This is a genomic window from Actinoplanes sp. 13, assembly GCF_056134165.1.
The window spans coordinates 284,301-311,054 of sequence record NZ_JBVYOQ010000007.1; the positions used below are offsets into that span (position 1 = coordinate 284,301).

The 26,754-nt window shown below is 70.1% G+C and carries 30 protein-coding genes; 19 read left to right on the forward strand and 11 right to left on the reverse strand.

Features of this window, described 5'->3' with window-relative positions; translation table 11 throughout:
• Window positions 1–39 precede the first annotated feature (39 nt).
• Entirely contained in the window at window positions 40–948 is a 909-nt protein-coding gene (locus AC0NH5_RS17865; RefSeq protein ID WP_474405043.1) for a LysR family transcriptional regulator, read from the forward strand.
• On the opposite strand, the gene AC0NH5_RS17870 is transcribed toward AC0NH5_RS17865, so the two are convergent.
• Window positions 902–1,513 (reverse strand): hypothetical protein, encoded by a 612-nt coding sequence (locus AC0NH5_RS17870; protein WP_474405045.1) that lies wholly within the window; start codon window positions 1,511–1,513, stop codon window positions 902–904. The genes AC0NH5_RS17865 and AC0NH5_RS17870 overlap by 47 nt on opposite strands.
• 68 nt (window positions 1,514–1,581) lie before the next feature.
• A complete protein-coding gene (locus tag AC0NH5_RS17875) occupies window positions 1,582–2,982 on the reverse strand; it encodes a glycosyl hydrolase family 18 protein (protein ID WP_474405047.1) in 1,401 nt (466 codons plus the stop codon).
• 83 nt (window positions 2,983–3,065) lie between these two features.
• Between AC0NH5_RS17875 and AC0NH5_RS17880 the strand changes: the two genes are divergently transcribed.
• Window positions 3,066–4,523, forward strand: a complete 1,458-nt coding sequence (locus AC0NH5_RS17880) for a cryptochrome/photolyase family protein (RefSeq protein ID WP_474405050.1) — start codon at window positions 3,066–3,068, stop codon at window positions 4,521–4,523.
• 105 nt (window positions 4,524–4,628) lie between these two features.
• Window positions 4,629–5,075: a DoxX family protein gene (locus AC0NH5_RS17885; protein WP_474405052.1), complete on the forward strand. Its 447-nt coding sequence runs from the start codon at window positions 4,629–4,631 to the stop codon at window positions 5,073–5,075.
• A 46-nt stretch (window positions 5,076–5,121) separates the two neighbouring features.
• Here AC0NH5_RS17885 and AC0NH5_RS17890 read toward each other — a convergent pair whose 3' ends face one another.
• Complete coding sequence (locus AC0NH5_RS17890) at window positions 5,122–5,988, reverse strand: haloalkane dehalogenase (protein WP_474405054.1); 867 nt, start codon at window positions 5,986–5,988, stop codon at window positions 5,122–5,124.
• A gap of 61 nt (window positions 5,989–6,049) precedes the next feature.
• Window positions 6,050–6,694, reverse strand: a complete 645-nt coding sequence (locus AC0NH5_RS17895; RefSeq protein ID WP_474405056.1) for an AraC-like ligand-binding domain-containing protein — start codon at window positions 6,692–6,694, stop codon at window positions 6,050–6,052.
• 195 nt (window positions 6,695–6,889) lie between these two features.
• On the opposite strand from AC0NH5_RS17895, the gene AC0NH5_RS17900 reads away from it, so the two are divergent.
• Window positions 6,890–7,432 (forward strand): SRPBCC family protein, encoded by a 543-nt coding sequence (locus AC0NH5_RS17900; protein WP_474405058.1) that lies wholly within the window; start codon window positions 6,890–6,892, stop codon window positions 7,430–7,432.
• On the forward strand, window positions 7,429–8,604 hold the full coding sequence (locus AC0NH5_RS17905) for a zinc-dependent alcohol dehydrogenase (protein WP_474405060.1): 1,176 nt from the start codon (window positions 7,429–7,431) through the stop codon (window positions 8,602–8,604). The genes AC0NH5_RS17900 and AC0NH5_RS17905 overlap by 4 nt, the downstream gene beginning before the upstream one ends.
• 287 nt (window positions 8,605–8,891) lie before the next feature.
• Here the strand turns inward: AC0NH5_RS17905 and AC0NH5_RS17910 are convergent, their stop codons facing one another.
• On the reverse strand, window positions 8,892–9,725 hold the full coding sequence (locus AC0NH5_RS17910; protein ID WP_474405062.1) for a class I SAM-dependent methyltransferase: 834 nt from the start codon (window positions 9,723–9,725) through the stop codon (window positions 8,892–8,894).
• 301 nt (window positions 9,726–10,026) lie between these two features.
• Here AC0NH5_RS17910 and AC0NH5_RS17915 point away from each other — a divergent pair, with 301 nt between their 5' ends.
• Window positions 10,027–11,541: a Re/Si-specific NAD(P)(+) transhydrogenase subunit alpha gene (locus AC0NH5_RS17915; RefSeq protein ID WP_474405064.1), complete on the forward strand. Its 1,515-nt coding sequence runs from the start codon at window positions 10,027–10,029 to the stop codon at window positions 11,539–11,541.
• A gap of 4 nt (window positions 11,542–11,545) precedes the next feature.
• A complete protein-coding gene (gene pntB / locus AC0NH5_RS17920; protein ID WP_474405066.1) occupies window positions 11,546–12,979 on the forward strand; it encodes a Re/Si-specific NAD(P)(+) transhydrogenase subunit beta in 1,434 nt (477 codons plus the stop codon).
• A gap of 8 nt (window positions 12,980–12,987) precedes the next feature.
• On the opposite strand, the gene AC0NH5_RS17925 is transcribed toward pntB, so the two are convergent.
• The 3 genes from AC0NH5_RS17925 to AC0NH5_RS17935 form a co-directional block, all read right to left on the reverse strand.
• A complete protein-coding gene (locus AC0NH5_RS17925; RefSeq protein WP_474405068.1) occupies window positions 12,988–13,878 on the reverse strand; it encodes a hypothetical protein in 891 nt (296 codons plus the stop codon).
• Window positions 13,875–14,438: a hypothetical protein gene (locus tag AC0NH5_RS17930; RefSeq protein WP_474405069.1), complete on the reverse strand. Its 564-nt coding sequence runs from the start codon at window positions 14,436–14,438 to the stop codon at window positions 13,875–13,877. Before AC0NH5_RS17930 ends, AC0NH5_RS17925 begins: the two co-directional genes overlap by 4 nt.
• Before the next feature lie 103 nt (window positions 14,439–14,541).
• Complete coding sequence (locus AC0NH5_RS17935) at window positions 14,542–15,543, reverse strand: NAD(P)H-dependent glycerol-3-phosphate dehydrogenase (protein WP_474405071.1); 1,002 nt, start codon at window positions 15,541–15,543, stop codon at window positions 14,542–14,544.
• Between the two features lie 61 nt (window positions 15,544–15,604).
• Here AC0NH5_RS17935 and AC0NH5_RS17940 point away from each other — a divergent pair, with 61 nt between their 5' ends.
• From AC0NH5_RS17940 to AC0NH5_RS17955, 4 genes are all read left to right on the forward strand, one after another.
• Window positions 15,605–16,204, forward strand: coding sequence for a YdeI/OmpD-associated family protein (locus tag AC0NH5_RS17940; RefSeq protein WP_474405073.1), 600 nt, complete (start codon window positions 15,605–15,607; stop codon window positions 16,202–16,204).
• Window positions 16,205–16,218: 14 nt separating this feature from the next.
• Window positions 16,219–16,890 (forward strand): GNAT family N-acetyltransferase, encoded by a 672-nt coding sequence (locus AC0NH5_RS17945; protein ID WP_474405075.1) that lies wholly within the window; start codon window positions 16,219–16,221, stop codon window positions 16,888–16,890.
• Window positions 16,887–17,291, forward strand: a complete 405-nt coding sequence (locus AC0NH5_RS17950) for a cupin domain-containing protein (protein WP_474405076.1) — start codon at window positions 16,887–16,889, stop codon at window positions 17,289–17,291. The genes AC0NH5_RS17945 and AC0NH5_RS17950 overlap by 4 nt, the downstream gene beginning before the upstream one ends.
• A gap of 65 nt (window positions 17,292–17,356) precedes the next feature.
• Window positions 17,357–17,782, forward strand: a complete 426-nt coding sequence (locus AC0NH5_RS17955) for an NUDIX domain-containing protein (protein ID WP_474405078.1) — start codon at window positions 17,357–17,359, stop codon at window positions 17,780–17,782.
• A gap of 19 nt (window positions 17,783–17,801) precedes the next feature.
• On the opposite strand, the gene AC0NH5_RS17960 is transcribed toward AC0NH5_RS17955, so the two are convergent.
• Window positions 17,802–18,167 (reverse strand): hypothetical protein, encoded by a 366-nt coding sequence (locus tag AC0NH5_RS17960; protein ID WP_474405080.1) that lies wholly within the window; start codon window positions 18,165–18,167, stop codon window positions 17,802–17,804.
• Window positions 18,168–18,300: 133 nt separating this feature from the next.
• On the reverse strand, window positions 18,301–19,578 hold the full coding sequence (locus tag AC0NH5_RS17965) for a hypothetical protein (protein ID WP_474405082.1): 1,278 nt from the start codon (window positions 19,576–19,578) through the stop codon (window positions 18,301–18,303).
• A 95-nt stretch (window positions 19,579–19,673) separates the two neighbouring features.
• On the opposite strand from AC0NH5_RS17965, the gene AC0NH5_RS17970 reads away from it, so the two are divergent.
• From AC0NH5_RS17970 to AC0NH5_RS17995, 6 genes are all read left to right on the forward strand, one after another.
• Window positions 19,674–19,937 (forward strand): hypothetical protein, encoded by a 264-nt coding sequence (locus AC0NH5_RS17970; protein WP_474405084.1) that lies wholly within the window; start codon window positions 19,674–19,676, stop codon window positions 19,935–19,937.
• Window positions 19,938–19,978: 41 nt separating this feature from the next.
• Window positions 19,979–20,266, forward strand: a complete 288-nt coding sequence (locus AC0NH5_RS17975; RefSeq protein WP_474405086.1) for a hypothetical protein — start codon at window positions 19,979–19,981, stop codon at window positions 20,264–20,266.
• Window positions 20,267–20,321: 55 nt separating this feature from the next.
• Complete coding sequence (locus AC0NH5_RS17980; RefSeq protein ID WP_474405088.1) at window positions 20,322–20,951, forward strand: hypothetical protein; 630 nt, start codon at window positions 20,322–20,324, stop codon at window positions 20,949–20,951.
• Between the two features lie 74 nt (window positions 20,952–21,025).
• Window positions 21,026–22,363: an ABC transporter substrate-binding protein gene (locus AC0NH5_RS17985; protein WP_474405090.1), complete on the forward strand. Its 1,338-nt coding sequence runs from the start codon at window positions 21,026–21,028 to the stop codon at window positions 22,361–22,363.
• The gene (locus AC0NH5_RS17990; protein WP_474405092.1) at window positions 22,360–23,256 is read left to right on the forward strand and encodes a carbohydrate ABC transporter permease; all 897 of its coding nucleotides are present in this window, start codon (window positions 22,360–22,362) and stop codon (window positions 23,254–23,256) included. The genes AC0NH5_RS17985 and AC0NH5_RS17990 overlap by 4 nt, the downstream gene beginning before the upstream one ends.
• On the forward strand, window positions 23,253–24,074 hold the full coding sequence (locus tag AC0NH5_RS17995) for a carbohydrate ABC transporter permease (protein WP_474405094.1): 822 nt from the start codon (window positions 23,253–23,255) through the stop codon (window positions 24,072–24,074). The genes AC0NH5_RS17990 and AC0NH5_RS17995 overlap by 4 nt, the downstream gene beginning before the upstream one ends.
• Before the next feature lie 64 nt (window positions 24,075–24,138).
• On the opposite strand, the gene AC0NH5_RS18000 is transcribed toward AC0NH5_RS17995, so the two are convergent.
• On the reverse strand, window positions 24,139–24,279 hold the full coding sequence (locus AC0NH5_RS18000; protein ID WP_474405096.1) for a hypothetical protein: 141 nt from the start codon (window positions 24,277–24,279) through the stop codon (window positions 24,139–24,141).
• Window positions 24,280–24,357: 78 nt separating this feature from the next.
• Here AC0NH5_RS18000 and AC0NH5_RS18005 point away from each other — a divergent pair, with 78 nt between their 5' ends.
• On the forward strand, window positions 24,358–24,681 hold the full coding sequence (locus AC0NH5_RS18005; protein WP_474405098.1) for a trypco2 family protein: 324 nt from the start codon (window positions 24,358–24,360) through the stop codon (window positions 24,679–24,681).
• A 2-nt stretch (window positions 24,682–24,683) separates the two neighbouring features.
• Window positions 24,684–26,672, forward strand: coding sequence for a trypsin-like peptidase domain-containing protein (locus AC0NH5_RS18010; RefSeq protein WP_474405099.1), 1,989 nt, complete (start codon window positions 24,684–24,686; stop codon window positions 26,670–26,672).
• The last annotated feature ends 82 nt before the right edge of the window (window positions 26,673–26,754 follow it).

The following is a 26,754-nucleotide window of genomic DNA, read 5'->3' on the forward strand; positions in this document are numbered from 1 at the left end:
TTCCGGCGTTGCTGTTAAGCACAGCTTTACAGTCGACCGATGGCGTTGAATCCCTGGCGGTTGCGGCTGCTCGCCGATCTCTCGGTCTTCGGCACGGTGCGGGCGGTCGCTCAGCGCGGCAATCTGAGCCCGTCCGCGGTGTCGCAGCAGCTGGCGACGCTGGAGCGGGAGACCGGGACCGCGCTGCTGGAACGCACCGGGCGGCGGGTGCGGCTCACCGGGGCCGGGGTGCTGCTGGCCGGCCGGGCGCGGGAGATCCTGGCGGCCATGGACGCGGCCGAGGCCGAGCTGCGCGGCCTGGCCGACGAGCCGGCCGGCACGGTGACGCTGGCCGCGTTCCAGAGCGCGGTGCACGCGCTGGCCGAGCCCGCGGTGGCACGGCTGGCCACGCTCCACCCGGATTTGACAGTGGTGCTGCTCGAGCTGGAACCGCACACCAGCATGCCGGCGCTGCGCCGGGGCGAGGTGGACGTGATCATCACGACGACCGACTTCACCGGCGCCGAGCTGGACCCGGCGATCGACCTGATGCCGATCGGGTCGGACGAGATCGTGCTGGTGCTGCCGGTGGACCATCCGCTCGCGGCGGCCGAAGCGATCGCGCTGGAGGCCTGCGCTGATCAGAAGTGGACATTCGAGCTGGCCGGGGCGTACATGTCGGAGCTGGCCACCCGGCTGTGCCGGGAGGCCGGTTTCGAGCCGGCGGTGATCTGCCGGCTGAACAATTACATGCTCGCCCTGCAGCACGTGGAGCGCGGGCGGTCGATCACCATGCTGCCGCGGCTGGCGGTCGACCCGCGGTACCGGGTGGTGACCCGGCCGCTCCGGCCGCGGGTGACCCGCCGCATCACGGCGGCGGCGCGGCGGCTGTCCGGGCCGCGGCCGGAGATCACCGCGGTGCTCACCGCATTGCGGAACCAGGCGGCGGGTCCGCCGGCCACAGCTTGATCGCCCGTGCGGCGGCGTTGATGATCAGCCCGGCGTCCACCTCGGCCCGGGACTCACCGATGCCGAACGCCGGCCACTCGCAGACGAAGGTGACCGGGCCGGGCGGCGGCAGCGGCCAGACCCAGTAGTCCATGTCGTAGCGCCGGTCACCGCCGCCGCCGCGATCACGCAGCAGCAGCGGCCCGGTGGGCTCCGCATCCGGGTTCGGGTAGGGGTTCGAGCTCAGGTTGGAGGCACCGGTGCCGTCGGCGAACTGGATGCCCACCCGCAGGAACTCGGGTGTGGGTGATCCGTCGGCGTCGAGGACGTCGTCGTGGAACATCCGGGGAAACGCGCGACTGTGGCGGTCCTCCCGCCGCAGGAGCACGGTCACCGTGAGAGAGAAGCCGTTGGGATAGGCGAGCAACCCGCTCACGCCGACGGCAGCCTCCGCACCACGCGCCAGCACGATCTCGGCGGGCACCCCGCCACCGAGCATCGCCGGTGGTCTGACCCAGGCCGGCGTGGCGGGCTCGGGCTCCGGCTCCGGTGGGACCGGCGGCGGGAAGCGATCGAAGAAGTTCACATTCCCGACCCTGCCACCTCGCCCGCGTGGCCGCGACCCGGTGTGCCGGGCCGCGACCACGCGCCCGGTCAGGGCAGGGCGTTCAGGAACGGCTCGTGGCTGTTACGGAACTCCCAGCTGTAGAACTTGTCCCAGTTGATCGACCAGGTCATCAGGCCGCGGAAGTTCGGGTTGGTGCCGCTGCGCACCGTGTACCCGCCGCAGTTCGTACCCTTCACCAGGCAGTTGACCGCCTGCTGCACGCCGGCCGGCGCGACGTACCCGTTGCCCGCGCTGGTCGAGCTGGGCGCCCCGAACGCGATCTGGTCCTCACGCAGGCCGGGGAACACGTTCGCGGTGTTGCCGGCCACCGGGAAGCCGGCGAGCAGCATGTCGGTCATCGCGATGTGGAAGTCCGCGCCGCCCATCGAGTGGTACTGGTTGTCCAGGCCCATGATCGGACCGGAGTTGTAGTCCTGGACGTGCAGCACGGTGATGTCGTTGCGCAGCGCGTGGATGACCGGCAGGTACGAGCCGGCGCGCGGGTCCTGGCCGCCCCACGGCCCGGAGCCGTAGTACTGGTAACCGAGCTGGACGAAGAACGTCTCCGGGGCCATGGTCAGCACGAAACCGGCGCCGTACCGGGCCTTGAGCGAGCGCAGTGCCGAGATCAGGTTGACGATCACCGGGGTGGTCGGGTTCTTGAAGTCGGTGTCACCGGTGTTCAGCGAGAGCGAGTGGCCCTCGAAGTCGACGTCCACGCCGTCCAGGCCGTACCTGTCGATGATCGCGCTGATCGAGCTGACGAACTTGTCGCGGGCCGCGGTGGTGGTGAGCTGCACCTGGCCGTTCTGGCCGCCGATCGAGAGCAGGACCTTCTTGCCGGCCTGGCGCTTGGCCTTGATGGCCGCGATGAACTCGGCCTCGGTCTCCACGCCGGGGCACTCGGTGGCCGGGCAGAGGCTGAACCGGATGTCACCGGAGGTCACCGAGGTGGGCTCGCCGAAGGCCAGGTTGATGATGTCCCAGTCGGCCGGCACGTCGGCCATCCGCAGATATCCGGAGCCGTTGGCGAAGCTGGCGTGCAGATAACCGATCAGCGCGTGCTTGGGCAGCCCGCCGACCGGGATCGAGGTGGTCGGCGTGGGCGTGGGCGTCGGCGAGCTGGTCGGCGACGCGGTGGGGGAGGGGGACGGGCTGGACGGCGAGGGCTTGGTGGGTGTCGGCGTCGGATCGGTGCCACCACAGGCGCCGTTGTTGATCCACACGTCCCACTGGGCGCTCTTGAGGACCGGGTCCTCGCCCTGCGTCCACCACTTGGCGGTGTAGTTGTTCCCGTTGCGCGAGACGACGTTGTCCTTGACGTAGACGGAGGAGGCGCTCCAGGCGGAGGCGCACGCGACGGCGGCGCTCGCCGTGGAGGCGATATAGACGGTGGAGGATGCAGCGGCCAGGGCGACCGCCGCGACCAGGATCGCGGATCGACGCATGGCTAATTATTAGGACTGTTAACTGAAGAAGTAAATAGGCGTTGCCGAGCGACTCCTGGGCCGGGTGGGGCAGCATGGCAGACATGACACGTCGCTGGTTGTTCGCCGACCAGCTGGGACCGCACTTCCTGGACGCCGCGGATCAGCCGGTGCTGCTGGTGGAGTCGAAGGCGGTGTTCCGGCGCCGCGTCTTCCACCGGCAGAAGGCGCACCTCATCCTCTCCGCGCTGCGGCACCGGGCCACCGAGGGCGACACCCGGCTGGTGCGCGCGGAGACGTACGCCGCGGCGCTCACCGGGCCGGTCACCGTCTGCCACCCCACGTCCCGCACTGCGCGAGCGTTCGTCCAGCGGCTCCCGGACGTGGAGATGCTGCCGCCGCGCGGCTTCGTCACCGCACCGCAGGACTTCGTGCGCTGGGCGCACGGCCGTGACCACCTGCGGCTGGAGGACTTCTACCGATACGCGCGACAGCGCCACGACGTGCTGATGAACGGCGACGAGCCGGCCGGCGGCAAGTGGAACCTGGACGCCGAGAACCGGGAGCCGCCACCGAAGGGCGCCACGAAACTCGACGTGCCGGCGCCGCCGGAGATCGTCGAGGACGAGATCGACGCGGAGGTACGCGCTGACCTGGACCGCTGGCAGTCGGAGGACGGCATCGTCTTCGTCGGCAACGACGGCCCGCGGATGTTCCCGGCGACCCGGGGTGAGGCGCTGGCCCGGCTGCGCCACTTCGTCGAGCACCGGCTGCCGGTCTTCGGGCCGTACGAGGACGCGATGCTGGCCGGCGACTTCCGGATGGCGCACAGCATGCTGAGCGCCACGATCAATCTCGGACTGCTGGATCCCGTCGAGGTGATCGAGCAGGCCGCCCAGGCGTACCGGTCGGGGGCCGCGCCGCTGGCGAGCGTCGAGGGCTTCGTCCGGCAGATCCTCGGCTGGCGTGACTTCATCTGGCACCTCTACTGGTATTTCGAGCCGGACTACCGGGCCGCCAACGAGCTGCACGCCCGCCGGGAGCTGCCCCGGTGGTTCGCCGAGCTGGACGCCGACGCGGTCGAGGCGCGCTGCCTGTCCGACGTGCTGGCCGGTGTCCGCGACCGCGGCTGGGTGCACCACATCCCCCGGCTCATGGTGCTCGGCAACTACGCCATGCAGCGCGGCTGGCGGCCGGGCGCGATCGCCGACTGGTTCCACCGGTGCTTCGTCGACGGCTACGAGTGGGTGATGACGGCCAACGTGATCGGCATGAGCCAGTTCGCCGACGGCGGGCGGATGAGCACCAAGCCGTACGCGGCCGGCGGCGCCTACATCAACCGGATGAGCGACTACTGCGGCGGCTGCCGGTACGACCCGAAGGTGCGCGCGGGGGACGGCGCCTGCCCGTACACCGCCGGGTATTGGAATTTCCTGGCCCGCCACGAGCGGAAGCTGGCCGGCAACCATCGGATGCGCCAGCCGCTGCAGGGCCTGCACCGGCTGAGCGACCTCGACGCCCTCGTCGAGCAGGAGAAGGCCCGCGGCTCCCGCGCGCCTTAGCCAACTCTTAGAAATAATTTATAGACGTCTATCTGTCACGAAGGTGACAGCTGCCTAATGTGGACTGCCAGGTCAGCCCGCATTTCGCCGCAAAGGAGCGTCTGTTTGTCTTCCCCTCGCTTCGCCCAGCTCACATGGCCGCTGTTCCGCATCGTCGTCGGCCTGCTGTTCACCTGTCACGGCCTCGCCAGCCTGTTCGGCGTCCTCGGCGGCAGCCGCGGCACCGGCGAGCCGCTCCCGGTCGGCCTCTGGCCGAACTGGTACGCCGCGGTCATCCAGCTCGTCTGCGGCCTGCTCGTGATGGTCGGCCTCTTCACCCGGCCCGCCGCGATCCTCGCCTCCGGTTCGATGGCGTACGCCTATTTCGTCGTGCATCAGCCGGACGGCCTGATGCCGATCGAGAACGGCGGCGTCACCCCGGCCCTGTACGCCTGGTCGTTCCTGCTGATCGCGGCGTTCGGCGCCGGCCAGTGGTCGGCGGACTCGCTGATCAGCGCCCGCCGCGGCCGGGGCGCCGACGTCGCTGAACCGAGAGTCAACCAGCCGGCGTGAGCCGCCGCGTCCCGGTCACAGCGTGGTGACCGGGGTGGCTCCGCGGTCACGGCAAGGCCGCGATCCACTCCTGGAGAGCAGCGGCGATCTCGCGCGGTGAGTCCTCGGGCAGGAAGTGCAGACCGGGCACGGTCACCTCCCGCTGCCGCGGCCACCGCCGGCACTGTTCCCGCAGGCCGCCGGTGAGCAGAGCGCCGGGCTCGGCGTTGACGAACAGCTTGGGAACCGGCGTGGCGGCCATCCAGGCCGCGTTGCGGACCACCACGTCGTGGACATCGGCGGGCTCACCGTCGAGCGGGATCTCGCGGGCCCAGGACAGCATCGGCCGGCGGCCTTCCCCCGGCTCGCGGAACGGCCGGCGGTAGGCGTCCATCTCCTCCTCGCTGAGCCGGCGTCGCGTACCAGCCGGCAGAATCTGCTCCACGAAGAGGTTGTCCCGGAGCACCATCGACTCGCCCTGAGGCGTACGCAGGGCTCCGAAGAAGGCGGGATCGGGAGCCTCGGCGCTGCCGCCGCGCACCGGCGCGGTCAGCGTCTCCAGATAGGCGACGCCGCGGACCGCGTGCGGGTGCCGCCTGGCCCAGTCGATGCCCAGCACGGCGCCCCAGTCGTGGCCGACCAGCGTGACCCGCCCGGTCACGCCCAGCTGCTCCAGCAACGCCTCGAGATGGCGGCTGTGCTCGGCGAAGCGGTAGCTGCCGGGTCCGGAGCCGGGCAGCTTCTGCGAGTCGCCCATGCCGACCAGGTCGGGCGCCAGGCACCGGCCCAGGTGTTCGAGCTCCGGCAACACGTGGCGCCACAGGTAGGACGAGGTGGGGTTGCCATGGAGCAGGACGACGGGGTCACCGGCGCCGGTCTCCCGATAGGCCATCGTCAGGCCGTGGACGACCGTGCTGCGGAGCGGGACGGCCACAAGATCTCCCTCGGATTGCCGAGCCGACGTCGGGGTGCGTACTACCCCGCCCGCTGCGGGGCTATCCGTCCCGTTCGTCCCGCCAGCCGCCCGGTTCGCGATGGTAGCCGTACGCGGCGGCCCGCACCGTTTCCTCATCCTCCGGTCCGGAGCCGATCGCACCGCCGACGGTGGCCAAAGAGCTGATGATCCAGGGTGCGCGAACGCGCAGCGGGCCATCCCCGCAACGTTTCGCTGGGGGAGATTCCGTACTGGGCGCGGTACCGACGGTGAACGGTCTGCCCGGTTGCGCCCGCATGGCTTCGACCACCCGCCGGATCGCGCCTGGAGCAGCGGTCAGCGGGTTCGGGCGTTCCAGCTGTTCCCGGTACGGGTGATCCACGGCGGTCAGCAGTCCCGTGATCAGGGCTTCCTGCATCCTGGCGCCGACCACGGGATTCCGCAGGAGTCCTTGTGGCTCGGCGGCGTCCGCGGCCATCAGCTCGACGAGGCGCAGCCGGCTGGCGCCCGGCCCCCGGGTGACGTCGATGGTCGGGGCCAGGTCGATGGTGGCGCGGACCGGAGTGTCCAGCAGGCGGGCGAGTTGGTCCTCCAACGCTGTGCGGCTGATCTTCACGGCCAGCAGCCTGCAGTCGCCGTCCCACTTCTCCAGGGCGGTGTCGCCGACGGGCCGGAAGACCGCGGCCGTCCTCGTCGTGGCCCGCAACGGCGCCTGGTGGGTTCAGGTCGTTTTTCGGGGGTACCACCACCTGAATGGCCCGGTCGGGCCCCTGGACGGGACGCGCGTTACTGACTGGCCCGTCACCGGGATCACCGTGGTGACCGGCTGAACACCGTGCGGGCCACCCGGGGCGAAAGTCAGCCCCGTGCCGACGGTGCGAGGCACACGTGAGGAGCCTCCATGGAATTGACAGCCACGACAACCATTCGCAAACCCTCGCCGGAGGTCTACGCGTTCTGGCGCGATCTGGAGAACCTTCCGAGGTTCATGGCGCATCTGGAGCAGGTCCGCACCACCGGGGACCGGACGAGTCACTGGACCGCCGACGCTCCGTTCGGCAAGGACGTCGGGTGGGATGCGGAGATCGTCGAGGAGATGCCCGGCGAGAAGATCGTGTGGCGTTCGACCGGCCACGCCGACGTGCCCAACGCGGGCACGGTCCGGTTCGTGCCCGCCCCGGACGGGGTGAGCACCGAGGTGCACGTCGTCCTGGTGTACGACGTCCCGGGCGGCAGCGTCGGCAAGGCGGTCGCCAAGTACTTCGGCGAGGAACCGCACCAGCAGCTCGACGACGACCTGCGCCGGCTCAAGCAGGTGCTGGAGACCGGCGAGGTGGTCCGCTCCGACGGCGCACCGTGGGGCAAACGGGCCCGCAAGGAGTTCCCGCAGCGACCGGCGCAACCGTTGTCGGACGCCGAAATCGCGAAGGGAGCGGGCGCATGAGGGCGAACACCTGGGCCGGTCGCAACAAGGTCGAAGTGCGTGACGTGCCGGACCCCAAGATCCTGAACAAGCGCGACGCCGTCGTCCGGATCACCTCCACCGCGATCTGCGGCTCGGACCTGCACCTGGTCAACGGCTACGTGCCCACGATGCAGGACGGCGATGTCATGGGCCACGAGTTCATGGGCGAGGTGATCGAGGTCGGACCGGCCGTCGACCCCAGCCGGCTGCGCGTCGGGGACCGGGTCGTCGTGCCGTTCCCGATCGCCTGCGGCGCCTGCGCGGCCTGCGCCGCCGAAATGTACTCCTGCTGCGAGAACAGCAACCCCAACGCCGGCATCTCGGAGAAGATGTTCGGCCACCCCACCGCGGGGATCTTCGGGTACTCGCATCTGACCGGCGGCTTCGCCGGCGGTCAGGCGCAGTACGCGCGGGTGCCGTTCGCCGACGTCGGCCCGCTGAAGATCGAGTCCGACCTGACCGACGAGCAGGTGCTGTTCCTGTCCGACATCCTGCCCACCGGCTACATGGGCGCCGAGATGTGCGACATCCAGCCCAGCGACGTGGTGGCGGTGTGGGGCGCCGGCCCGGTCGGCCAGTTCGCCATGGACAGCGCCCGGGTCCTCGGCGCAGCGAAGGTCATCGCCATCGACAAGGAGCCGTACCGGCTGGAGATGGCCGAACGGGCCGGCCACATACCGGTCAACTTCGACGAGGTCGACGTACGGTCGCGGCTGCTGGAACTGACCGGCGGGCGCGGACCGGACAAGTGCATCGACGCGGTCGGCCTGGAGGCCACCCACGGCAGCGCGCACATCGCCGCCTACGACCACATCAAGCAGGCCGTACGGTCGGAGACCGATCGGCCGCACGCGCTGCGCCAGGCGATCATGTCGTGCCGCAGCGGCGGCGTGGTCTCGGTGATCGGCGTGTACGGCGGCCTGCTGGACAAATTCCCGGCCGGCGCCTGGATGAACCGGTCGCTGACCCTGCGAACCGGGCAGTGCCATGTGCAGCGCTACATGAAGCCGCTGCTGCAGCGCATCGAGCGTGGTGAGATCGACCCGACCCGGATCATCACCCACACGCTGCCACTCGACCAGGCGGCACACGGCTTCGAGATCTTCAAGAACAAGCAGGACAACTGCGAGAAGGTCGTCCTCAAGCCCTGACCGCGCCACGCATCCGGCGACACGCCCACCCGCGGTTGCCGGATGCGTCCTCCAGCCCTCCACGCAGTGAGGTGCCAGTGTTTGCTTATGAGCTCGTCCGGCTGTCCGACGGCGAGAGCGAGGTCCGGATCACGGTCCTGTCGCCGGAGAGCGCGGAACTATGGGAAGCCGACGGGGTCGGGGATCATCGGGATCGCCTGGCGCGCTTCGTCGAAGGTGCCGGTGCCCTGCGGACGGCGACCGAACTGCCCGGCCGCTGGGGACCGCCCGCTGGGGGAGGGCGCCGGTCAGGCCTCGGCGATCAGGACGCGTTCGCCCGCGAACACGGTCAACGTTCGGCCGATCGGCCGTAACAGCAGGTCTTGATGCTCGTCGGCGCCCAGGTCGGCGCGGACGCGCAGGCCGTACCCGGTCAGTCGCTCGGCAATCTCCGCCGGCCGGAAGGAGGTCCGCCAGCCCAGCCGTCGCGCCCAGCCGGCGAAGCGGGGATCTTCCGCGACGTCGCGGGACAGATATGTCAGGACCAGCCGGCTGCCGGGCGGCAGGCTTCCCGCCCACCGGAGCAGACCTTCGGCGGCGCTGCCGGGCACGTACATCGACACCGCCTCGCACAGCGCCAGCGTCGGGGCGGTGAGGTCCGTGCCGGCTTCGGCGAGCACGTCGCCCACCGGTCGTGCAGAGAGATCGATCGGTGCGTGGCGGACGTGGCCGGGAACCGTGCCCAGCGCCCGGGTCAGCGCTGCCTTCTTCTGGTCCTGCACCGCCGCGAGGTCGAGCTCCCAGACGCGGGTCGTCGCCATCGCCGGCATCCGGTACGGCCGGGTGTCCATCCCGGCGCCGACGATGACCACCTGGCGGAGACCGTCGGCGAGCGCGGACGCGCAGGCGTCGTCGATGGCCCGGGTGCGGCACACCACCGCTCCGTAGAAACCGGGGCCGACCCGGTCCAGCGCGCGCAGGAACGCCCACCGTGAGGGCCGGTGCGCCACCATGACGGCGGCCCAGCCGGAGAGCAGCCGTTCGGCGAGGGGATCGTCGAACAGGGGTTGCCGGGCATGCTGCTCCAACGCCCGCATCACACCGACGCCGGCGGCCGTCCTGGTCTCCCCGCTGCCTGCCACGACCCTCCCGGCCCGTCAGCATAGTTCATCGCATCGACGTCGACCGATCACTGTGGACGGGGATGCCACGACGGCGAATCCTGTCGTGGCGAGCGCCGGAGCGCGTGACATCGGCGGGGGCGCTCCGGCCGTACCCCTGCGCGCTGGAAAGGCCGGGGAAAACGGCCCGGAGCCGGAAGTCGTGTTGCCGGACGGCGATTATTCGGTGACATTCAGTGCTGGGGGCACTGTGCAGCGGGCGCAAGACCGTCTACTGTCAGCCCCTACTTGCGAGTAACAAAGGGAACACGGAGGTCGACTGATGCTGATCGGTGTACCGCGTGACCCGGACCCGGGTGAGCGGCGGGTCGCGGCGACGCCCGCGACGGTCGCGGAGCTGATGAAGCTCGGGTACGACGTCGTGGTCCAGGCCGGGGCCGGCGCCGCCGCGTCCTTCGCGGACCAGGCCTATGCCGAGGCCGGCGCCACGATCGGCGACCCGCTCGCCGCGGACATCGTGCTCACCATCAACCCGCTGCCTCCGGAGCAGCTCGACCGGCTGGCCGCGGGCGCCACGCTGATCGGGATGCTCAACCCGCGCCTCGACGCCGGCCTGGTCGAGGAGCTGGCGCGGCGGCCGATCACCGCGCTGTCGATGGACGCCGTGCCGCGGATCTCCCGCGCCCAGTCGCTGGACGTGCTCTCGTCGATGGCCAACATCGCCGGATATCGCGCTGTCGTCGAGGCAGCGCACGTCTTCGGCCGGTTCTTCACCGGGCAGGTGACGGCGGCGGGCAAGGTCGCGCCGGCCAAGGTGCTGGTGGCCGGCGCGGGTGTCGCCGGACTGGCGGCGATCGGCGCCGCCGGGAGTCTGGGCGCGATCGTCCGGGCCACCGACCCCCGCCCGGAGGTGGCCGACCAGGTCCGCTCCCTCGGCGGTGAGTACCTCGCGGTGGAGGCCGCCGACGTCGAGGTCTCGTCCACCGGTTACGCCAAGGAGATGTCCGACGACTACAACGAGCGGGCCGCCCGGCTCTACGCCCAGCAGGCCACCGACGTCGACATCGTCATCACCACCGCGCTGATCCCGGGCAGACCGGCGCCCCGGCTGATCACCGCCGCGATGGTGGCCGGCATGAGATCCGGCAGCGTGATCGTCGACATGGCCGCCGCCAACGGCGGGAACGTGGAGGGCACCGTCCCGGGCGAGGTGGTGGTGACCCCCAACGGGGTGACCATCATCGGCTACACCGACCTGGCCGGGCGGCTGCCGGCCCAGGCCTCGCAGCTGTACGGCACCAACCTGGTCAACCTGATGAAGCTGATGACGCCGGAGCGGGACGGGCAGTTGGTCCTGGACTTCGAGGACGTGGTGCAGCGGTCGATCACGGTGGTCCGGGAAGGGGAGCTGACGTGGCCGCCGCCCCCGGTGGCGGTCTCCGTCGCGCCTGCCGCGCCGGCCGCACCGCAGCCGGTCGCCGATGCGCCGAAGAAACGGGCGAGCCGCCTGCCGGTCATCGGTGCCGGCGCCGCCGCGCTGTTCCTGCTGACCGCGTTCGCGCCGCCGGCCCTGCGTGGACATCTCACCGTCTTCGCGCTGGCCATCGTCATCGGCTACTACGTGATCGGCCACGTCCACCACGCCCTGCACACCCCGCTGATGTCGGTCACCAACGCCATCTCCGGGATCATCGTCGTCGGCGCCCTGCTGCAGCTCGGCCAGGACAACGACATCGTCACCGGGCTCGCGTTCGTCGCGATCCTGCTGGCCGGCATCAACATCTTCGGCGGATTCGCCGTCACCCGCCGGATGCTCGCCATGTTCTCGAGGAGCTGACCAGATGACCATCGAGACCGCGGCGCAGGCGGCCTACATCGTCGCCGCCCTGCTGTTCATCCTCGCCCTCGCCGGACTCTCCCGGCACGAGACCGCCAACGCCGGCAACACGTTCGGCATCGCCGGGATGGGGGTCGCGCTGGCGGCCACCGTCGCCCTCGCGATCGCCCGCGACATCAGCAGCACCGGTCTGATCCTGGTGCTCGTCGCCACCGTGGCGGGCGCCGCGATCGGCCTGCACCGGGCCCGCAAGGTCGAGATGACCGGCATGCCGGAGCTGATTGCCCTGCTGCACAGCTTCGTCGGCCTGGCCGCCGTGCTCGTCGGCTGGAACGGCTATCTGCACGTCGAGGCCCACCCGGACGGCGCCGCGGCGGCCCTGCTCGCCGGCCAAGAGATGCTCGGCATCCACAGCGCCGAAGTGGTCATCGGCGTCTTCATCGGCGCGGTCACCTTCACCGGCTCGATCGTCGCCTTCCTCAAACTGTCCGCGCGGATCAGGTCGAGCCCGCTGATGCTGCCCGGCAAGAACCTGCTGAACGTCGGCGCGCTCGTCGTCTTCGTCGTCCTCAGCGCCTGGTTCGTGATCGACCCGCGGCTCTGGTTGCTGATCGCGGTCACCGTGGTCGCGCTGGCGCTGGGCTGGCACCTGGTTGCCTCGATCGGCGGCGGCGACATGCCGGTGGTGGTGTCGATGCTCAACAGCTACTCCGGGTGGGCGGCCGCGGCGGCCGGGTTCCTGCTCGAGAACGACCTGCTGATCGTGACCGGTGCGCTGGTCGGCTCGTCCGGTGCGTACCTGTCGTACATCATGTGCAAGGCGATGAACCGCTCCTTCCTGTCGGTGATCGCCGGCGGCTTCGGCATCGAGGCCGGGCCGGCCGACGCCAAGGACTACGGCGAGCACCGGGAGATCACCGCGGACGGCGTGGCGGATCTGCTGCTCGCCGCGGAGTCGGTGATCATCACTCCGGGGTACGGCATGGCGGTCGCGCAGGCGCAGCACGGTGTCGCCGAACTGACCCGGATGCTGCGCGAGCGGGGCGTGCAGGTGCGGTTCGGCATCCACCCCGTTGCCGGGCGCCTGCCCGGGCACATGAACGTGCTGCTCGCCGAGGCCCGGGTGCCGTACGACATCGTGCTGGAAATGGATGAGATCAACGACGACTTCACCGGCACGTCGGTGGTGCTGGTGATCGGCGCCAACGACACCGTGAACCCGGCGGCCACCGACGACCCGGCCAGCCCGATCGCCGGGATGCCGGTGCTCACGGTCTGGGAGGCCGGCCACGTCGTGGTCTTCAAACGATCGATGGCCTCGGGTTACGCGGGGGTGCAGAACCCGCTCTTCTTCCGGGAGAACTGCGCGATGCTCTTCGGCGACGCGAAGGAGCGGGTGGACGACATCCTGCGGGCGGTGACGGCGGGCGTCCGCTGAGACACCGGTCAGCATTGCTTCGGCAGAACGGCATCCGTGTCGGCCGGGGCGAACTCGAGACGGGTCGACGAGGTCCGGGGCAGGAGCACGGCCACCCCTTCGTCGCGGTTCCAGCCGGCGGGCAGCAGCAGGTACTGCTCGCCGGACTGCTGGATCAGCTTGAAGCCGTCGTACCGGAAGCCGTAGGCGGCCTTCGGGTCCGCGCAGCGCAGCTCCCGGATGCCCGGGCGGGCGAGGCCGAGGCTCCGCTCGCTGAAGATCGTGACGTGCGGGTAGAACGACAGGTTCCCGGCCAGGCTCGCGGCCCGGGAAGTGCCGACGGCCGCCGAATAGTCGTTCGCCGCCCAGAACAGGCTGAGACCGGCGAAGACGAAGACCACCGCCCACTCGACCACTCCGGTGTGCGGGCGGTGCCGGCGCAGGGCGTACACCAGCAGCAGTCCGCCCGCGCCCAGGCAGGCCGGGGCCAGCGCCAGCGGTGTGTTGAGAGGCGTCGGCCGGAAGATCGCGGAGAGGCCGTTGAGCAGCAGAAGGGCGCCGACGATCGGCAGGGCGCGGGCCGCGGCGGCGGACCGGGGATGCCGGCCGATCAGCCGCGCCAGCGGTGGGCCGGCCCAGAGCACGACCAGGGCGGCGCCGCCGGCCCACGCCAGCGGAACGAACAGACCGTCGACGCTGAGCTGGAGGTAGTCCCGGGTGGTCAGCCCCAGCAGGGACGACTCGACACCGAAGTAGTCGTAGAAGTAGTACGCCCGCGACCAGCCGAAGTAAAACATGATCGCGGACAGCGCGGTGGTGGAGGCGACCAGCGCACCGGCGGCCCGGCTCACCTCCGGCAGACCGCGGGGTCGCGGCTGCTCCGGGTCAGCGGGCACGTCGTCGCGCGGTCCGGCCGTCACGGCGGCTCGGTCTCGGTTTCCGTCGTGGTTTCCGTCTCGGGCGTCGGGCTCGGGCTGGGACCGGTGCTCTCCGGCGGCTCCGGCTCGCACACGTCGTAGGTGGTCAGGACCTTGACCGTCGATTCACGTTCGACCGTCGTGCCCTGCGCGGGAACAGTCTCCAGGAAGAGGACCTCACAGCGATCGTCGCCCTCCGCGGGCGGCACCACCCGCAGGGTCACACAGTCGCTGCCACCGCACTGCCTGCGGATGTCCGCCCGCAGGCGGCTCACCACTCCGGAGGCGGGAAGGCCCTGCTCGACGATCCGGTCGGGGACGCGGATCGGCGCACCGTGCCCGCCCTTCCGTGACTTCTTCGGAGGCTTCGGCGCCCCGGGCGCCTGCGCGTCGCCCCCGTCGCCTTCGGTGTCACCGGTCCCGCCCGGTCCCGGGGTAACACTCACCGGGGGATCGGGCGCCGCCGGCGTGGTGGGGCTCCCGTCCCCGCCGCAGCCGGCGAGCATCCCGGCACCCAGGCAGAGCACCGCCGACGCGCAACCCACGCCGGTCCGGGCGTTCATGGCGGATCATCTGCTGCAGTCGTCATGACTTCAGCGTCTGCCCGGTCACGGCGGGTGGCAACGGGTGTGTCGGGTGCCCATCACACCCCGCCGTCGGGCCACGTCAGCCGGGATCGGACTCGTGACCGGCCGGGTGGGCGCGCAGCAGGCCCTCGTAGGCCCGCTCGGCGGTGATGTCGCCGGTGACGACACGGTGGATGGTGCGGGTGATGGGCATGGGCAGGCCGTGCTGGTCGGCCAGCCGCACCGCGGCGTGCACCGTCTTGACGCCCTCGGCGACCTGCCCCATCCCGGCGAGGATGTCGTCCAGGCTCCGCCCCCGGCCGAGCTGCTCACCGACGTGCCGGTTGCGGCTGTGCGGGCTGATGCACGTCGCCACCAGGTCACCCATCCCGGCCAGCCCGGCGAGCGTGCCCGGCTCGCCGCCCATCGCGACCGCCAGTGTGGTCAGCTCGGCGAGCCCGCGGGAGATCACCCCGGCGCGGGTGTTGTCGCCGACGCCCAGACCCTGGGCGATCCCGGTCGCGATCGCCACGACGTTCTTCAGCGCCCCGCCGACCTCGCAGCCGATCACGTCGTGGTTGGTGTACACCCGCAGCAGTCCCCGCCGGAACACCCGCTGGATCTCGGTGGCAACCGTGAGGTCCTCGGTGGCGATCACCGTGGCCGCCGCCATGCCGGCCATGATCTCCTTGGCCAGGTTGGGCCCGGTCAGCGCGGCGGCCGGATGCCCCGGCAGCACATCCTTGATCACCTCGGTCATCCGCAGCAGGGAGTCACGCTCCAGCCCTTTGCTGAGGCTCACCACGGGGATCCACGGATGCAGATCCGGCCGGACGCCTTCGAGAGTCTCCCGGAAGGCGCCGGTGGGCACCCCCACCACGAGCAGCTCCGCGTGGGCCGCCGCCTCGGCGAGGTCCGCGGTGGCGCGAAGCCGGTCCGGCAGCGGAAACCCCTCGAGATAGCGCTCGTTGGTGTGCTTGGCGTTGATCTCGTCGGCCGTCTCCGGGTTGCGCGCCCAGATCAGCGACTCGTGATCTCGGCGGGTGAGGACGGACGCGACGGTGGTACCCCATGAACCCGCGCCCAGCACGGTGATCCGCATGGTTGAGCTCCCCTTCGGCGGTGCGTGCGCGCTTCGCAGCGGCTGACGTTAGCCTGCCTCCATGCCGAGCGCTGAACTAGAGGAGCTGATCGTCGCAGACGCCGCAGCGCTGCGAACCTGGTTGTCCGGCCACCACGAGACCTCACCCGGCGTGTGGCTCGCCCTGACGAAGAAGGGCGGCACCGTCACCACGCTCACCTGGCAGCAGGCGGTCGACGAAGGCCTCTGCTTCGGCTGGATCGACGGTCAGGCCCGCAAGCGCGACGAGGAGACCTCGTGGATCCGGTTCACGCCGCGCCGATCCCGCAGCTCCTGGTCCCAGCGCAACGTCGCCAACGTGGCCCGGCTGCTGGAGCAGGGCAGGATGATGCCCGCCGGCCTGGCCGCGGTGGAGGCGGCCGAAGCGGACGGGCGGTGGGCTGCGGCGTACGCCCCGCCGTCGGAGGCTGAGGTGCCGGCCGACCTGTTGGCCGCGGTCGCCGCTGACCCGGCGGCTCAGGCGATGTTGGACGTGCTCACCAAGGCCAACCGGTTCGCGCTGATCCACCGCCTCAACGCCGTGAAGCGGGCCGAGACGCGCGAGCGGAAGATCGGCGAGTTCGTCGCGATGCTCGCCCGGCAGGAAACGTTCTATCCACAGAAGGCCAAGCCCGGGAACTGAGCCAGGATGGGCGTATGTCGCTCGTCGAACTCTGGCCGGTACTCAACATCGGTGTTCGCACGGCGGCCGTGGAGTTGTTCGTGCCCGGGCAGGACACGCTCGAGGTGCTCGCACGCGTGGCCGCCGACGGCATCTACGACCCACAGAGCCAGTACCTTCCGCGTACGCCCGTGGGCGGGTGGGAGGACGTCGCGTCTCCGGAGGCGGAACGCCGGTTCCTGCGCTATCACTGGGCCGCGTTCGCCGACTGGACGCCGGCCAGATGGAACCTGATGCTCGCGGCACGCGTCGGCCACGACATCGTCGGAGTTCAGGAGATCGGCGCTCAGCACTTCGCGGTGACGAAGACGGTCTCGACGGGTTCCTGGGTGGGACGGCGATTCCAGGGCGCCGGCCATGGCAAGGCCATGCGCGAGGCGGTCCTGCATCTGGCCTTCGACGGCCTGGGCGCCGACCGCGCGGACACCGCGGCCTGGGTCACGAATCACGCTTCGCTGAGCGTTTCGCGGGCGATGGGCTATCGGGACAACGGCACCACGACCAGGGCCGCCGAGGGCAAGCGTGTCGAGCAGGTCAACCTGACGCTGCGGCGTTCCGGCTGGCGCCCGTCGTCGAAGGTCTGCACCATCACCGGCCTCTCACCGGACGCATTGACCATGTTGGGCTCGGCCGGGACGCCGGAATGATCACGCCGCCGCAGTTTGACCTCATCACCGACCGCGCTCGACTCCTGGAGGTCTTCGACATGGATGCCACGCTCCCGCAGGTCCGCAGGTTCAGCTCGGCGATCGGCGGCGACGCCATCCGCTTCGGCGATGGCATCCTCATCGCGCCCGCCTTCGGCAAAGAGGCAGGCAGCTCGATGAGCGCCTACACGGCGTTCTTCTCCGCGGGGTCCCGGGCGGATCTGCCGGCCTCCTACGCGGAGGTCTGGGTGGTGCTCAGCGGAGCGCTGCGGGTGGGCGCCGAGAGCGAGGCCGTAACGGTAGGTGCCGGCGACTTCGTGCATGTTCCGGAGCAGGCACCCGGGGTCGTCGAGGCCCTTGAGGACACCACGATGGTCTGTGTGTCGTCGCCCGCACATTGACGGCGGGAACCACCTCAATGTGTACCGGGGCGATGCGGCTCTCGCCAGGGTGGCAGGATGCGCCTGTGCCGATCTCCGCGGAAGACTCTCCGAAGGCCCGCATCGTCACGGCGTTGCTGCGCGACGGCGACCGCGTCCTGCTCTGCCATCGATCTCCGCAGCGCCGTTGGCTCCCGGACGTCTGGGACATGCCCGGTGGCCACGTGGAGCCCGGGGAAATCCCCGATGTGGCACTTGCTCGAGAACTCCGCGAGGAGCTGGGCATCGACATCGCGGCGCCGTCGGGGCCGCCCGTGCACGAGGTTCATGGCGAAACGTTCGACATGCAGATCTGGCTGATCGAAGCGTGGACAGGGTCTCCGGCCAACGTGGCGCCGGAAGAGCACGATGCCATCGCGTGGTTCACGGGAAACGCACTCGCGGATCTGTCTCTGGCTCATGGCAGCTACTTTGCGCTGTTTCGCGGGGTCCTCGCCGAGCACCGGGCCTGACCATGCATCGAGCAGGGCGTCATCGGCTGCTGGGCTGGTAGCCGCGACCACCCGGCCGGCTTTCCCTGCGCTCCTCGGCGATCAGTGTGCCGAAGGCCGTCACCGGCGCGACCGAGCTGCCGACGATCAGCACGAGTCCGAGTACGGCATGCCCCCATGCCCGCCCGATGGTGAGTTGCCTTCTGGCGTGCAGCCACAGCCACAACGCGACGGGATAGAGGACCAGCGCGGGTGCTCCGAGCGTGAGGCTGAGACCGAGGTCCGAGCCTCCTGCGGTGCCGCTCAGCACGAACAGTGCCGCGGACGGCAGGGCGCAGGTGCCCAGCAGGCACATGGCAATGATCAGTAGCGTGCTGGGCAGCCGTGACGGGCGAGCATCGTCCATGCGGCGACCGTACCGATCGGATGCCCGCCCAGGACGCGTGCCGGGGTGTGCTCCGCCCCGGTCCACCGAGGACGGACACGCCGGCTCCCTCATGGGGAGGAAGCCGGCGTGACGGTCGAGCGGTGGTGCGGGTTTACGAGCGGCGGGTGACGAAGACGTCGTCCTTGCCGTTCGTGTCGTTCGGGACGAGGTCGGTGGCACTCGCGCGGTAGAAGGCGAGGCGGCCGTCGTGGCTCAGCACGCCGCTGTCCGAACCTTCGGCCTCGGCGCCCGAGCTGGTGACCGACACCCGCTCGGTGACGGCGCTCGCCCGGTTGTACACGAAGAGGTCGCCGGCGTAGTTGGTGTCACCGTCGACGATCTGGCCGGAGTTCGACCAGAACGCGACCGAACCGCCGTCGCCGCTCACCGCCGGGGACGAGGCCCACCCGGAGTTGATGGGCCGGCCGTCGAACGTCCGGGAGACCAGTGTGGTCGCGCCGGTGACGGTGTCGTGCAGGTACACGTCGATGTCGTCGTTGGCGTCGTCCGGCGCGAACGCGCCGGTGGTGGAGTAGCTGACGTACCGGCCGTCAGCGCTGACCGACGGGTCGCTGTAGATCCAGAAGTCGGTCAGCTGTGAGCCGTCGCTGGTCACGGTGATCCGCCGGATGTCGCCGGTGGTCAGGTCCTTGAGGAAGATGTCCTCGGTGTCGTTGGTGTCGCCGGGCACCAGATTCGTCGCGGTGGAGGCGAACGCGACGTGCCGGCCGTCAGCGGTGAGGACGCCCTTCGAGCTGGAATGATCGCCCTGCGTGCCGTCGGCGGCGGTGGAGGCGATGGTGGTGGTGCCGGTCCGGCGGTCGTGGACGAAGACATCCTCGTACCAGCCGTTGGCGTCCGGGACGATGTCCTCCGAGCCGGACTTGAACGTCACGTACCGGCCGTCGCCGCTGATGCTGGGGAACATGGCGCCCTTCGCCCCGGACGGGATCACTTCCGTCTCCCGCGCGACCCGGTCGTACACGTAGATCTTCGGCCACTCGGCGCTCGTGCCGGTCCACGAGTAGTAGGTGACGAACCGGCCGTCGGCGCTGATCCGTGCTCCGCCGGAGCTGCCCGGCAGCGGGCTGCCGTCCGCACCGCGGGAGATGAGCTCCAGCGAACCGGTGTCGCGGTCGGTGAGGAAGATGTCGTACTGGCCGTTGTCGTCGCCGGGCGTCAGGTTCGACGCCTGCGACTGGAAGACGACGAACCGTCCGTCGGCGTCGACGGACGGCAGGATCGAGTTCTCGTTGCCCTGGGTGCCGTCCGCGGTCACCGACACCAGGTCGGTGGCCAGGACAGCGGCCTGCGCGGGTGCCGGCAGTGCGATCACGAGCGCACCGGTGACGGTGAGGCAGCACAGACGTGCGGACAGAGTGCGGCGCATAGCAGGTGGTTCCTTTCCCCGTTGGCGTTGCAGCCTCAGGTGCACCGGGAGCCGGTGCCGAGGCCGGCGCGACCATATCAGCTCACGTGAATGCGGTGGGGAACGCGCCGAAACCATTGAGATCGGTGTTTATTGCTGTAAGTCATAGATGTCCGGTACGGCATGATTATCACGACGAGCTCGCCGTTGCCGTACTGCGGTTCGGGTTGCTGCTGGGCGAGGCGGCCGGCCGGCTGATCCACGCGTCCGGTGATCGTGTGCCCGCCGCGTTGTTCCTTGCCGCCGGGGCGACCGCCGCCGCCGGACTGCTCTCGTTGCTGAGCCGGCGGGTGCCGGTCGGGGCGGCATCCGCTCGATGAATGCGCCACATCGGAGGCGATCCGCGATAGCCTTGCCGCATATGGCTACCTATCGCAGCGCCTCAGTGCTTCTCGCCGCCGACGGCACCAGGACCCCCGGCACGGCCGCTCTCTTCGCCGAGCCCGCCCGCAGGGGAGGGAACCCGCCCTGGGCGGGCGACTTCCGGCCGGCCAACAGCGCCGGTAACGGCCCCAAGAACGCCGTCGGCAAGACGTTCACGTTGGAGCTGCCCGACGGCAGCACCGGCAAGGTCGTGGTCCAGGGCCTCAAGCGCGGCAAGGGCGGCGTCGTGCTGGCGCTGATGGGCGAGGACGCGCCCCCGTTCTGATCCGTCGACCGATTGTGCCGCCGGCCGGTGACGGCCGGCGTGCGACCCTGACGCGGTGAGCTTCGGAACCTACGAGCGCAAGGTGCGCAACCCTTCGCTGCCGTACGCCCACCGGGTCAACGCCCTCGTCGGATGTGTCCAGCGGTTCGCCCCGCTCGGCTTTCACGTCACCTTCCGCTATCTGGAGCATGTCGCCGGGTCTTTCCGCCGTGACGAGGCCGCGCTGCTCCGGGCGATGGACGCGCTGTCCGCCGGCCGCGACCTCCTGCTGATCGAACTCCGCGCCTGGGAAGCCGGGCGGCGGGCCGCCAAACGCCTGGGGCGGCGCAGCGCGCCGGCCGACGAGTTCAGCTCCAGCTATTTCACCTGGTACGGCGACGAGCGGAACGCGGCGATGTTCGCGCTCGACCTCCTGCTGGGGCCCGCGGGGCGAGGCCGGCCGGGGCGAGTTCCCACGGTCGATGCGGTGGTGCTCCGGCTCGCGTCGAACTGCCTCGAGCAGGGCGGACGTCTGGGCGCCGCCGACTTCGAGGAGGTCCAGCTGCTCGCGAGCCGGTTCCGGCAGCTGCGGCGGGCTTCTGTGCGGGCCCGCACCGACTGGACCACCTGGCACCGCGCTCACGACTCGCTGACGGCCCTGCACTTCATCGACACCGTCTGCCGGGCGGCACCGCCGACCGGATGAACCGATTCTCTCGAGATGCGAGGCCATTCATCTCCTCCTATGTTCGGGGGAAGTCCGCATCGAGGAGAACGACGATGTTCATCCGATCAGTCCGGTTCACGCTGGCCACCGCCCTGGTCCTCACGCTCGCCACAGCGTGCGGCGGCGTGGGTGGTGGCGACGACGACGCCGATTCCGGCGCCGCTGTCACGCTCACGACGATGGGATTCGGCACCGCCGACGAGGTGGCGAAGACCCGCTTCGACGCCGCCAACGCGGCGATCGCGCCGAGCAGTGCCAAGGCGTCCGAGGGCAGCTTCGACGCGCAGGCGTTCCTGTCGGCGGTGGCGTCCGGCAGCCCGCCGGACCTGGTCTACATGGAGCGGCGGCTGCTCGGCACCTACGCCGCGAAGAAGGCGCTGCTGCCGCTCGAGGACTGCGTCGAGCGGGAAAGCATCGACATGGGCCAGTTCCGGGAGGCCGCGGTCACCGAGGCCACCCTGAACGGGCAGCTCTACGGCATGCCGGACTTCTACAACAACCGGGTGCTGATGCTCAACGACGCCGCTCTGGCCGAGGTTGACGTGGCGCCGGAGGCGGTGAACACCGGCGACTGGCAGGCGCTGTCCACGGCCGCCGCGCGGCTCTACAAGGCGAACGGCAACAAGATCCAGCGGATCGGCTTCGACCCGAAGCTGCCGGAGTTCCTGCCGCTGTGGGCGCGGGCCAACGGCGCCACTCTGGCCAGCGCCGACGGGAAGACCGCACAGCTGAACGACCCGAAGGTCGTCGAGGCGCTGGAGTACGCGGTCGGGCTGATCAAGCAGCAGGGCGGCTGGCCGGCCTTCAAGTCGTTCCGCGACTCGTTCGACTTCTTCGGCGCGGAGAACCAGTTCGCCGAGAACCAGCTGGGCGCCTTCCCGATGGAGGACTTCTATCTCAACGTGCTCGCCGACAGCTCACCGGACGTGAAGGTGAGCGTCGCGCCGTTCCTGGGTGTCGACGGGCAGCCGGTCGACTGGATCACCGGTAACGCCTGGGCCATCCCGGCGGGCAGCCGGAATGCCGAGCGGGCCTGCAAGTGGATCAGAACGATGACCGACAGCGAGACGTGGATCGCGGCCGCGCGGGCGCGGGCCGAGGCGCGGCAGGCCGCCGGCAAGCCGTTCCCGGGCATCTTCACCGGCAACAAGAAGGCCGACGAGGTGATCTTCAAGGACGTGGTGAAGCCCAGCGAGAACCTGCGGCGGGTCCTGGAGATCCAGGAGTCCGGTTTCGCCGAGCCCGCGCTCGCCGCCGGGGAGGAGTTCAAGGCGGCCTGGCAGAACGCGGTCAACCGGGTCCTGGACGGCAAGCAGACGCCCGCCCAGGCGCTGGCCCAGGCCCAGCAGGAGGCGCAGGCCGCGCTGGACAAGGCCAACAGCGGGTCGTGAAGCACGAGACACGCGCCGCGTACGGCTTCCTGTCACCGTGGCTGATCGGCTTCGCAGTGTTCATGGCCGGGCCGATGGTGGCCAGCCTGGTGCTCTCCTTCACCGATTACGATGTGCTGACCAGCACCGGCTTCGTGGGCGCCGAGAATTACCGGCAGATGCTGGCCGACCCGCGGGTGCGCACCAGCATCGTCAACACGCTGATCTACACGGCGCTGCACGTGCCGGTGACCATGGCGGTGTCGCTGGCGCTGGCGCTGCTGCTGGCCCGGGTCGGCCGCCGCTCGGCGGGCTTCTTCCGGACGATCTTCTATCTGCCCACCATCACCCCGAAGGTGGCCGTGGGCGTGCTGTTCCTGCTGCTGTTCAACGGCCAGGTCGGCCTGGTCAACGAGACCCTGGCCCGGGTCGGCGTGACCGGGCCGGACTGGACCGTCGACGGCCCGTGGATCAAGCCGGGTCTGGTGCTGATCGGCGCCTGGAGCCTGGGCAGCACCGTGATCATCTATCTGGCGGCGCTGCAGGACGTGCCCCGCGACCTGTACGAGGCGGCCGAGATGGACGGCGCGTCGGCGTGGGCCCGGTTCCGCGCCGTCACCGTGCCGATGATCAGTGGCGCGCTGTTCTTCACGCTGATCATCAACACGATCAGCGGGCTGCAGACGTTCGACGAGGTCTACACCGCGTTCTACGGCAGCGCCAACCAGCAGACGTACGGCAACGACGCCGCCCTGTTCTACGTCGTCTACCTGTTCCAGCAGGCATTCCAATTCCTGCACATGGGGTACGCGTCAGCGCTGGCCTGGCTGCTCTTCGGCATCATCATGGTGGTCACGCTGGTGCAGGTCCGGTTGAGCCGCCGATTCGTCTACTACGAGAGCGAGCGATCATGACCAGGCGCTGGGCCTTGTGGGTCACCCTCGCCCTGGCCGCGGTGATCTTCCTGTACCCGTTCCTCTGGCTGGTCAGCGCGTCACTCAAACCCCGGCCCGAGGTCTTCGACAACCGGCTGATCCCGTCCGACTGGGCGTTCGGCAACTACAGCACCATCTGGACCGCCGCGCCGGTGCTCACCTGGCTGGGCAACAGTGTCGTGGTCGCCCTCGCCGCGGCCGCGGCGGTCACCGTCTCCAGCGCGATCGTCGCGTTCGGCTTCGCGTACTTCCGGTTCCCCGGCCGCAACGTGCTCTTCGGCCTGGTGATCGGCACGATGATGCTGCCCGGCGCGGTGACCATGATCCCCACATATCTGATCTGGAACGAACTGGGCCTGGCCGCCACCCAGGTGCCGCTCTGGGCGGGCAACCTGTTCGGCAGCGCCTTCTACATCTTCCTGATCCGGCAGTTCTTCCTCGGCCTGCCCCGCGAACTCTTCGAGGCGGCCCGGGTCGACGGCGCCGGTTACTGGCGGCTCTTCTGGCGCATCGCGGTGCCGCTGTGCCGGCCCGCACTGATCGTGGCGTTCGTCTTCGAACTGCGGGCCAGTTGGTCGGACCTGCTCAAGCCCCTGATCTACCTGCGAGACCCGGCACTGTTCACGATGCCGCGCGGGATGAAGGCGATCCTCGACCAGTTCGGTCAGGCGGGCGAGGCGGCCTGGGAGGTGGTTCTGGCCGGCGCGGTGCTCACGACCGTACCGATGATCATCGCTTTCTTCCTCTGCCAGCGCTATTTCGTCGAGGGTGTCGCCACCCAGGGCCGCAAGGGCTGAGTCGGGCGAGGCGGTCACTCTTCCCGAAGATTCCTTTTTCGTACGATCCAGGCCGGTCCCGTACCTACCCCGCGAGCCGGGCGGGCGGCCCGGGCCGCAGCGCGGCCGCCGGGCTGAAGCCTCTGGTCACCCGGGTGACGCGCAGTCTCACGTCCGGCGCCCCGGTGTGCTGTCCGTCAGGCACCACCGTGGACAGCCGACCCATGGTCGCCTCCGCGATTGATGTGGAACCGGTGACTGTGGCGTTATGGTCGGCGCACTGACAGTGATGAAAGGGTCATCCATGGTGGATCTTTCGGACGGCATCGGGCTGGCGGAGGCGATCGCGGCGTTGCGCGACGAGTTGCTGGAAGCTCGGGCGAGGGGCGCCGGAAGCGACATTCAGCTGCCCGTCGAGTCGATGACGGTGGAGCTCACCGTGACAGCGACCCGCTCGGCGGAGGGAAAGGCCGGTTTCAAGGTGCCGATAGTGGAGGTCGAGCTGGGCGGGAGCGGCTCACGCCAGCGCGCCGACGAGCAGAAGGTCACCGTGGTGTTCAGCAGCCCGGTCGACCGATCCGGCCTACCGGTGAAGGTCGCCGACGCGGGTGACGAGATCAAGGGCTAGTCGTGAGACTGGCGGATCGTCTCGTCGAGGTCATCGCCGACGCGGGAGCGGGTGCCGAGCCGCGATACCGGTACGGATCCGGCTGCATAGTGGCCGGCCGCACTGTGCTCACCGCCGCGCATGTGGTCGGCGGCAGCGTCGAGGTGCAGGTCCGAACCCCGAAGAAGAAGCTCTATGCCGCGTCGATCGACGTGCGGTTCGTGGGACAGGAGTCGGGACCCGCGCCCGACCTGGCGCTGATCGAGATCGACGACCCGAGCCTCGATCTTCCGCCGCTGACCCTCGCACGCCTCGACCGGGACAGCTCGGTCGAGACCGTCGTCGAGTGCCACGCCTACGGTTATCCGCGGCATGCCGAGCGACCGTCTCGGGCGACGGTGCGGGACCTGGTCAACGCGGTCGGTGTGATCCCGGTGTTGTCGAAGCTGGCCACCGGGCTGGCGAGCGTCCAGGTGCGCGACTCGCCTCGCTCCTTACCCGCGGAGAAGCACGCGGAATCGGCATGGTCGGGTATGTCGGGCGGCCCGGTCATCAGTGGCGGCCGGCTGATCGGTGTGGTCATCGAGCACCCGTTGCGGGAGGGGCAGTCGACGATCACCATGGCCCCGATCAGTCTGTTGGAAAATCACCCGGACTATCCGCGATGGGGTTCGGGAGTGACCGACCCCGCCGGATGGTGGCGGCGACTGGGGGTTGCCGGGCTGAGCGACCTGGTGGTCCTGCCTGCGCCGGCTGCCGAGGTTCACGACGAGCCTGAACTCTCACCCGACGCGATGGCGGGCTACCGAAGGGTGCTGATCGCAGCCGGCATCGTTCCGCCGGCGCGGTGGACTGCTGCCGCACTGTCCCGGGTCGCCGCCGGGGAGGAACTGTCCCGCGCCGGCGAAATCGTCTCCGCGCTCCGGCGTGCGGCCCGGGCCAAGCAGGTGCTGGCCGACCTGGGGATCGACCGGCTCGGGCTTGCGCAGCTCCAGGTCATCTACCGGCGTGAGGTGGGCGCCTGGCCGGGCAACGACTACGCCGACGGGCTGCTGGTGCAAGCCGCAGAGGTGGAGGAGAGCGAGCGCCGCCGCGGTGCCGCCGGAGACCTGGGCGCGCTGGCACGGTACGTCGTCGGCGTCGCCGCAGCGCGATCTGTCTCGCCTCAAGAACACCCCGGGTTGTCCGGCTGGCTGGGATCCCTCGGTTATCAGGTGGCCGACGCGGAGTGGCGTTACCGGGATCAGGCGGACTCCCGGGCCTGGCTTCTCCTCGACCTCGGTGCCGAGCCGCTGTCCGGTGCACCGGCTCTGCCCTGGCCGGTCCGGATCACCTGGACCCACGTCATGCGGCAGGGCTCCGGTTTCACCAAGCTGACCGGTGAGCAGCGTTCGGTCCCGACTCAGGAGGGGCTGGCCGACGCCCTCACCGCGATTGTGAGTGCTCTTCCGCCTGCCAACCAGCTCCTCGTCGACCTCGCTGTCCCAGCGGCGCTGCTCGACGTGGGTATCGAGCACTGGCCGCTCTTCCCCGAGTCGTTGGCCGACCGCCACCAGGCCCGGCTGCGGTGGTCGCAGCGGTTGCACGATCTGCACCTGCGCCGCAAATGCATGGAGCGCGGGGCTCGGTCGAGCTGGACCACGCTGCCGAAGGCGTTGACCGAGGCCGTGCTTGCCGATGAGCCTCGGCTGCTGCGCTGGATCCGGAGCGACACGGCGCACGCCTGGCTCATCGGTCGCAAGCCTGCGACGTCCCGGACCGACCCGCTGCGGGCACTGCTCAGAGCCGGCTACGGATTCCTGGTCTGGTTCCCGGAGACAGCCACCCCGCGGAGCCGCCGCGCGATCACCAAGGCCGTCGAGCTGATCCCGGTCGCCGCCCGCCGCATCGCCATCCCGGATGAGCTGCCCCGATGCCCGGATCGGCACCTGGTCATCTGGGACGACCCCCGCGGCCGCGGGGACGAGTTCGCCCTGCCGCCGCCGACAGCGGCGTGGACCCGCTCACTGTGAGGAGACGGACGTGACGTGGCGTATTTTCACCGGTAGCAGTCAGGCGGGTCACACGACGCAAGGCTGGCGAAGCCTGCCCGAG

Excerpts from the sequence above, each read along its gene's own strand:
- AC0NH5_RS17865 (WP_474405043.1), top strand. The coding sequence starts at position 40 with ATGGCGTTGAATCCCTGGCGGTTGCGGCTGCTCGCCGATCTCTCGGTC.
- AC0NH5_RS17875 (WP_474405047.1), bottom strand. The coding sequence starts at position 2,982 with ATGCGTCGATCCGCGATCCTGGTCGCGGCGGTCGCCCTGGCCGCTGCA.
- AC0NH5_RS17880 (WP_474405050.1), top strand. The coding sequence starts at position 3,066 with ATGACACGTCGCTGGTTGTTCGCCGACCAGCTGGGACCGCACTTCCTG.
- AC0NH5_RS17900 (WP_474405058.1), top strand. The coding sequence starts at position 6,890 with ATGGAATTGACAGCCACGACAACCATTCGCAAACCCTCGCCGGAGGTC.
- AC0NH5_RS17905 (WP_474405060.1), top strand. The coding sequence starts at position 7,429 with ATGAGGGCGAACACCTGGGCCGGTCGCAACAAGGTCGAAGTGCGTGAC.
- AC0NH5_RS17915 (WP_474405064.1), top strand. The coding sequence starts at position 10,027 with ATGCTGATCGGTGTACCGCGTGACCCGGACCCGGGTGAGCGGCGGGTC.
- pntB (WP_474405066.1), top strand. The coding sequence starts at position 11,546 with ATGACCATCGAGACCGCGGCGCAGGCGGCCTACATCGTCGCCGCCCTG.
- AC0NH5_RS17930 (WP_474405069.1), bottom strand. The coding sequence starts at position 14,438 with ATGAACGCCCGGACCGGCGTGGGTTGCGCGTCGGCGGTGCTCTGCCTG.
- AC0NH5_RS17935 (WP_474405071.1), bottom strand. The coding sequence starts at position 15,543 with ATGCGGATCACCGTGCTGGGCGCGGGTTCATGGGGTACCACCGTCGCG.
- AC0NH5_RS17940 (WP_474405073.1), top strand. The coding sequence starts at position 15,605 with ATGCCGAGCGCTGAACTAGAGGAGCTGATCGTCGCAGACGCCGCAGCG.
- AC0NH5_RS17945 (WP_474405075.1), top strand. The coding sequence starts at position 16,219 with ATGTCGCTCGTCGAACTCTGGCCGGTACTCAACATCGGTGTTCGCACG.
- AC0NH5_RS17950 (WP_474405076.1), top strand. The coding sequence starts at position 16,887 with ATGATCACGCCGCCGCAGTTTGACCTCATCACCGACCGCGCTCGACTC.
- AC0NH5_RS17960 (WP_474405080.1), bottom strand. The coding sequence starts at position 18,167 with ATGGACGATGCTCGCCCGTCACGGCTGCCCAGCACGCTACTGATCATT.
- AC0NH5_RS17965 (WP_474405082.1), bottom strand. The coding sequence starts at position 19,578 with ATGCGCCGCACTCTGTCCGCACGTCTGTGCTGCCTCACCGTCACCGGT.
- AC0NH5_RS17975 (WP_474405086.1), top strand. The coding sequence starts at position 19,979 with ATGGCTACCTATCGCAGCGCCTCAGTGCTTCTCGCCGCCGACGGCACC.
- AC0NH5_RS17985 (WP_474405090.1), top strand. The coding sequence starts at position 21,026 with ATGTTCATCCGATCAGTCCGGTTCACGCTGGCCACCGCCCTGGTCCTC.
- AC0NH5_RS17995 (WP_474405094.1), top strand. The coding sequence starts at position 23,253 with ATGACCAGGCGCTGGGCCTTGTGGGTCACCCTCGCCCTGGCCGCGGTG.
- AC0NH5_RS18000 (WP_474405096.1), bottom strand. The coding sequence starts at position 24,279 with ATGGGTCGGCTGTCCACGGTGGTGCCTGACGGACAGCACACCGGGGCG.
- AC0NH5_RS18005 (WP_474405098.1), top strand. The coding sequence starts at position 24,358 with ATGGTGGATCTTTCGGACGGCATCGGGCTGGCGGAGGCGATCGCGGCG.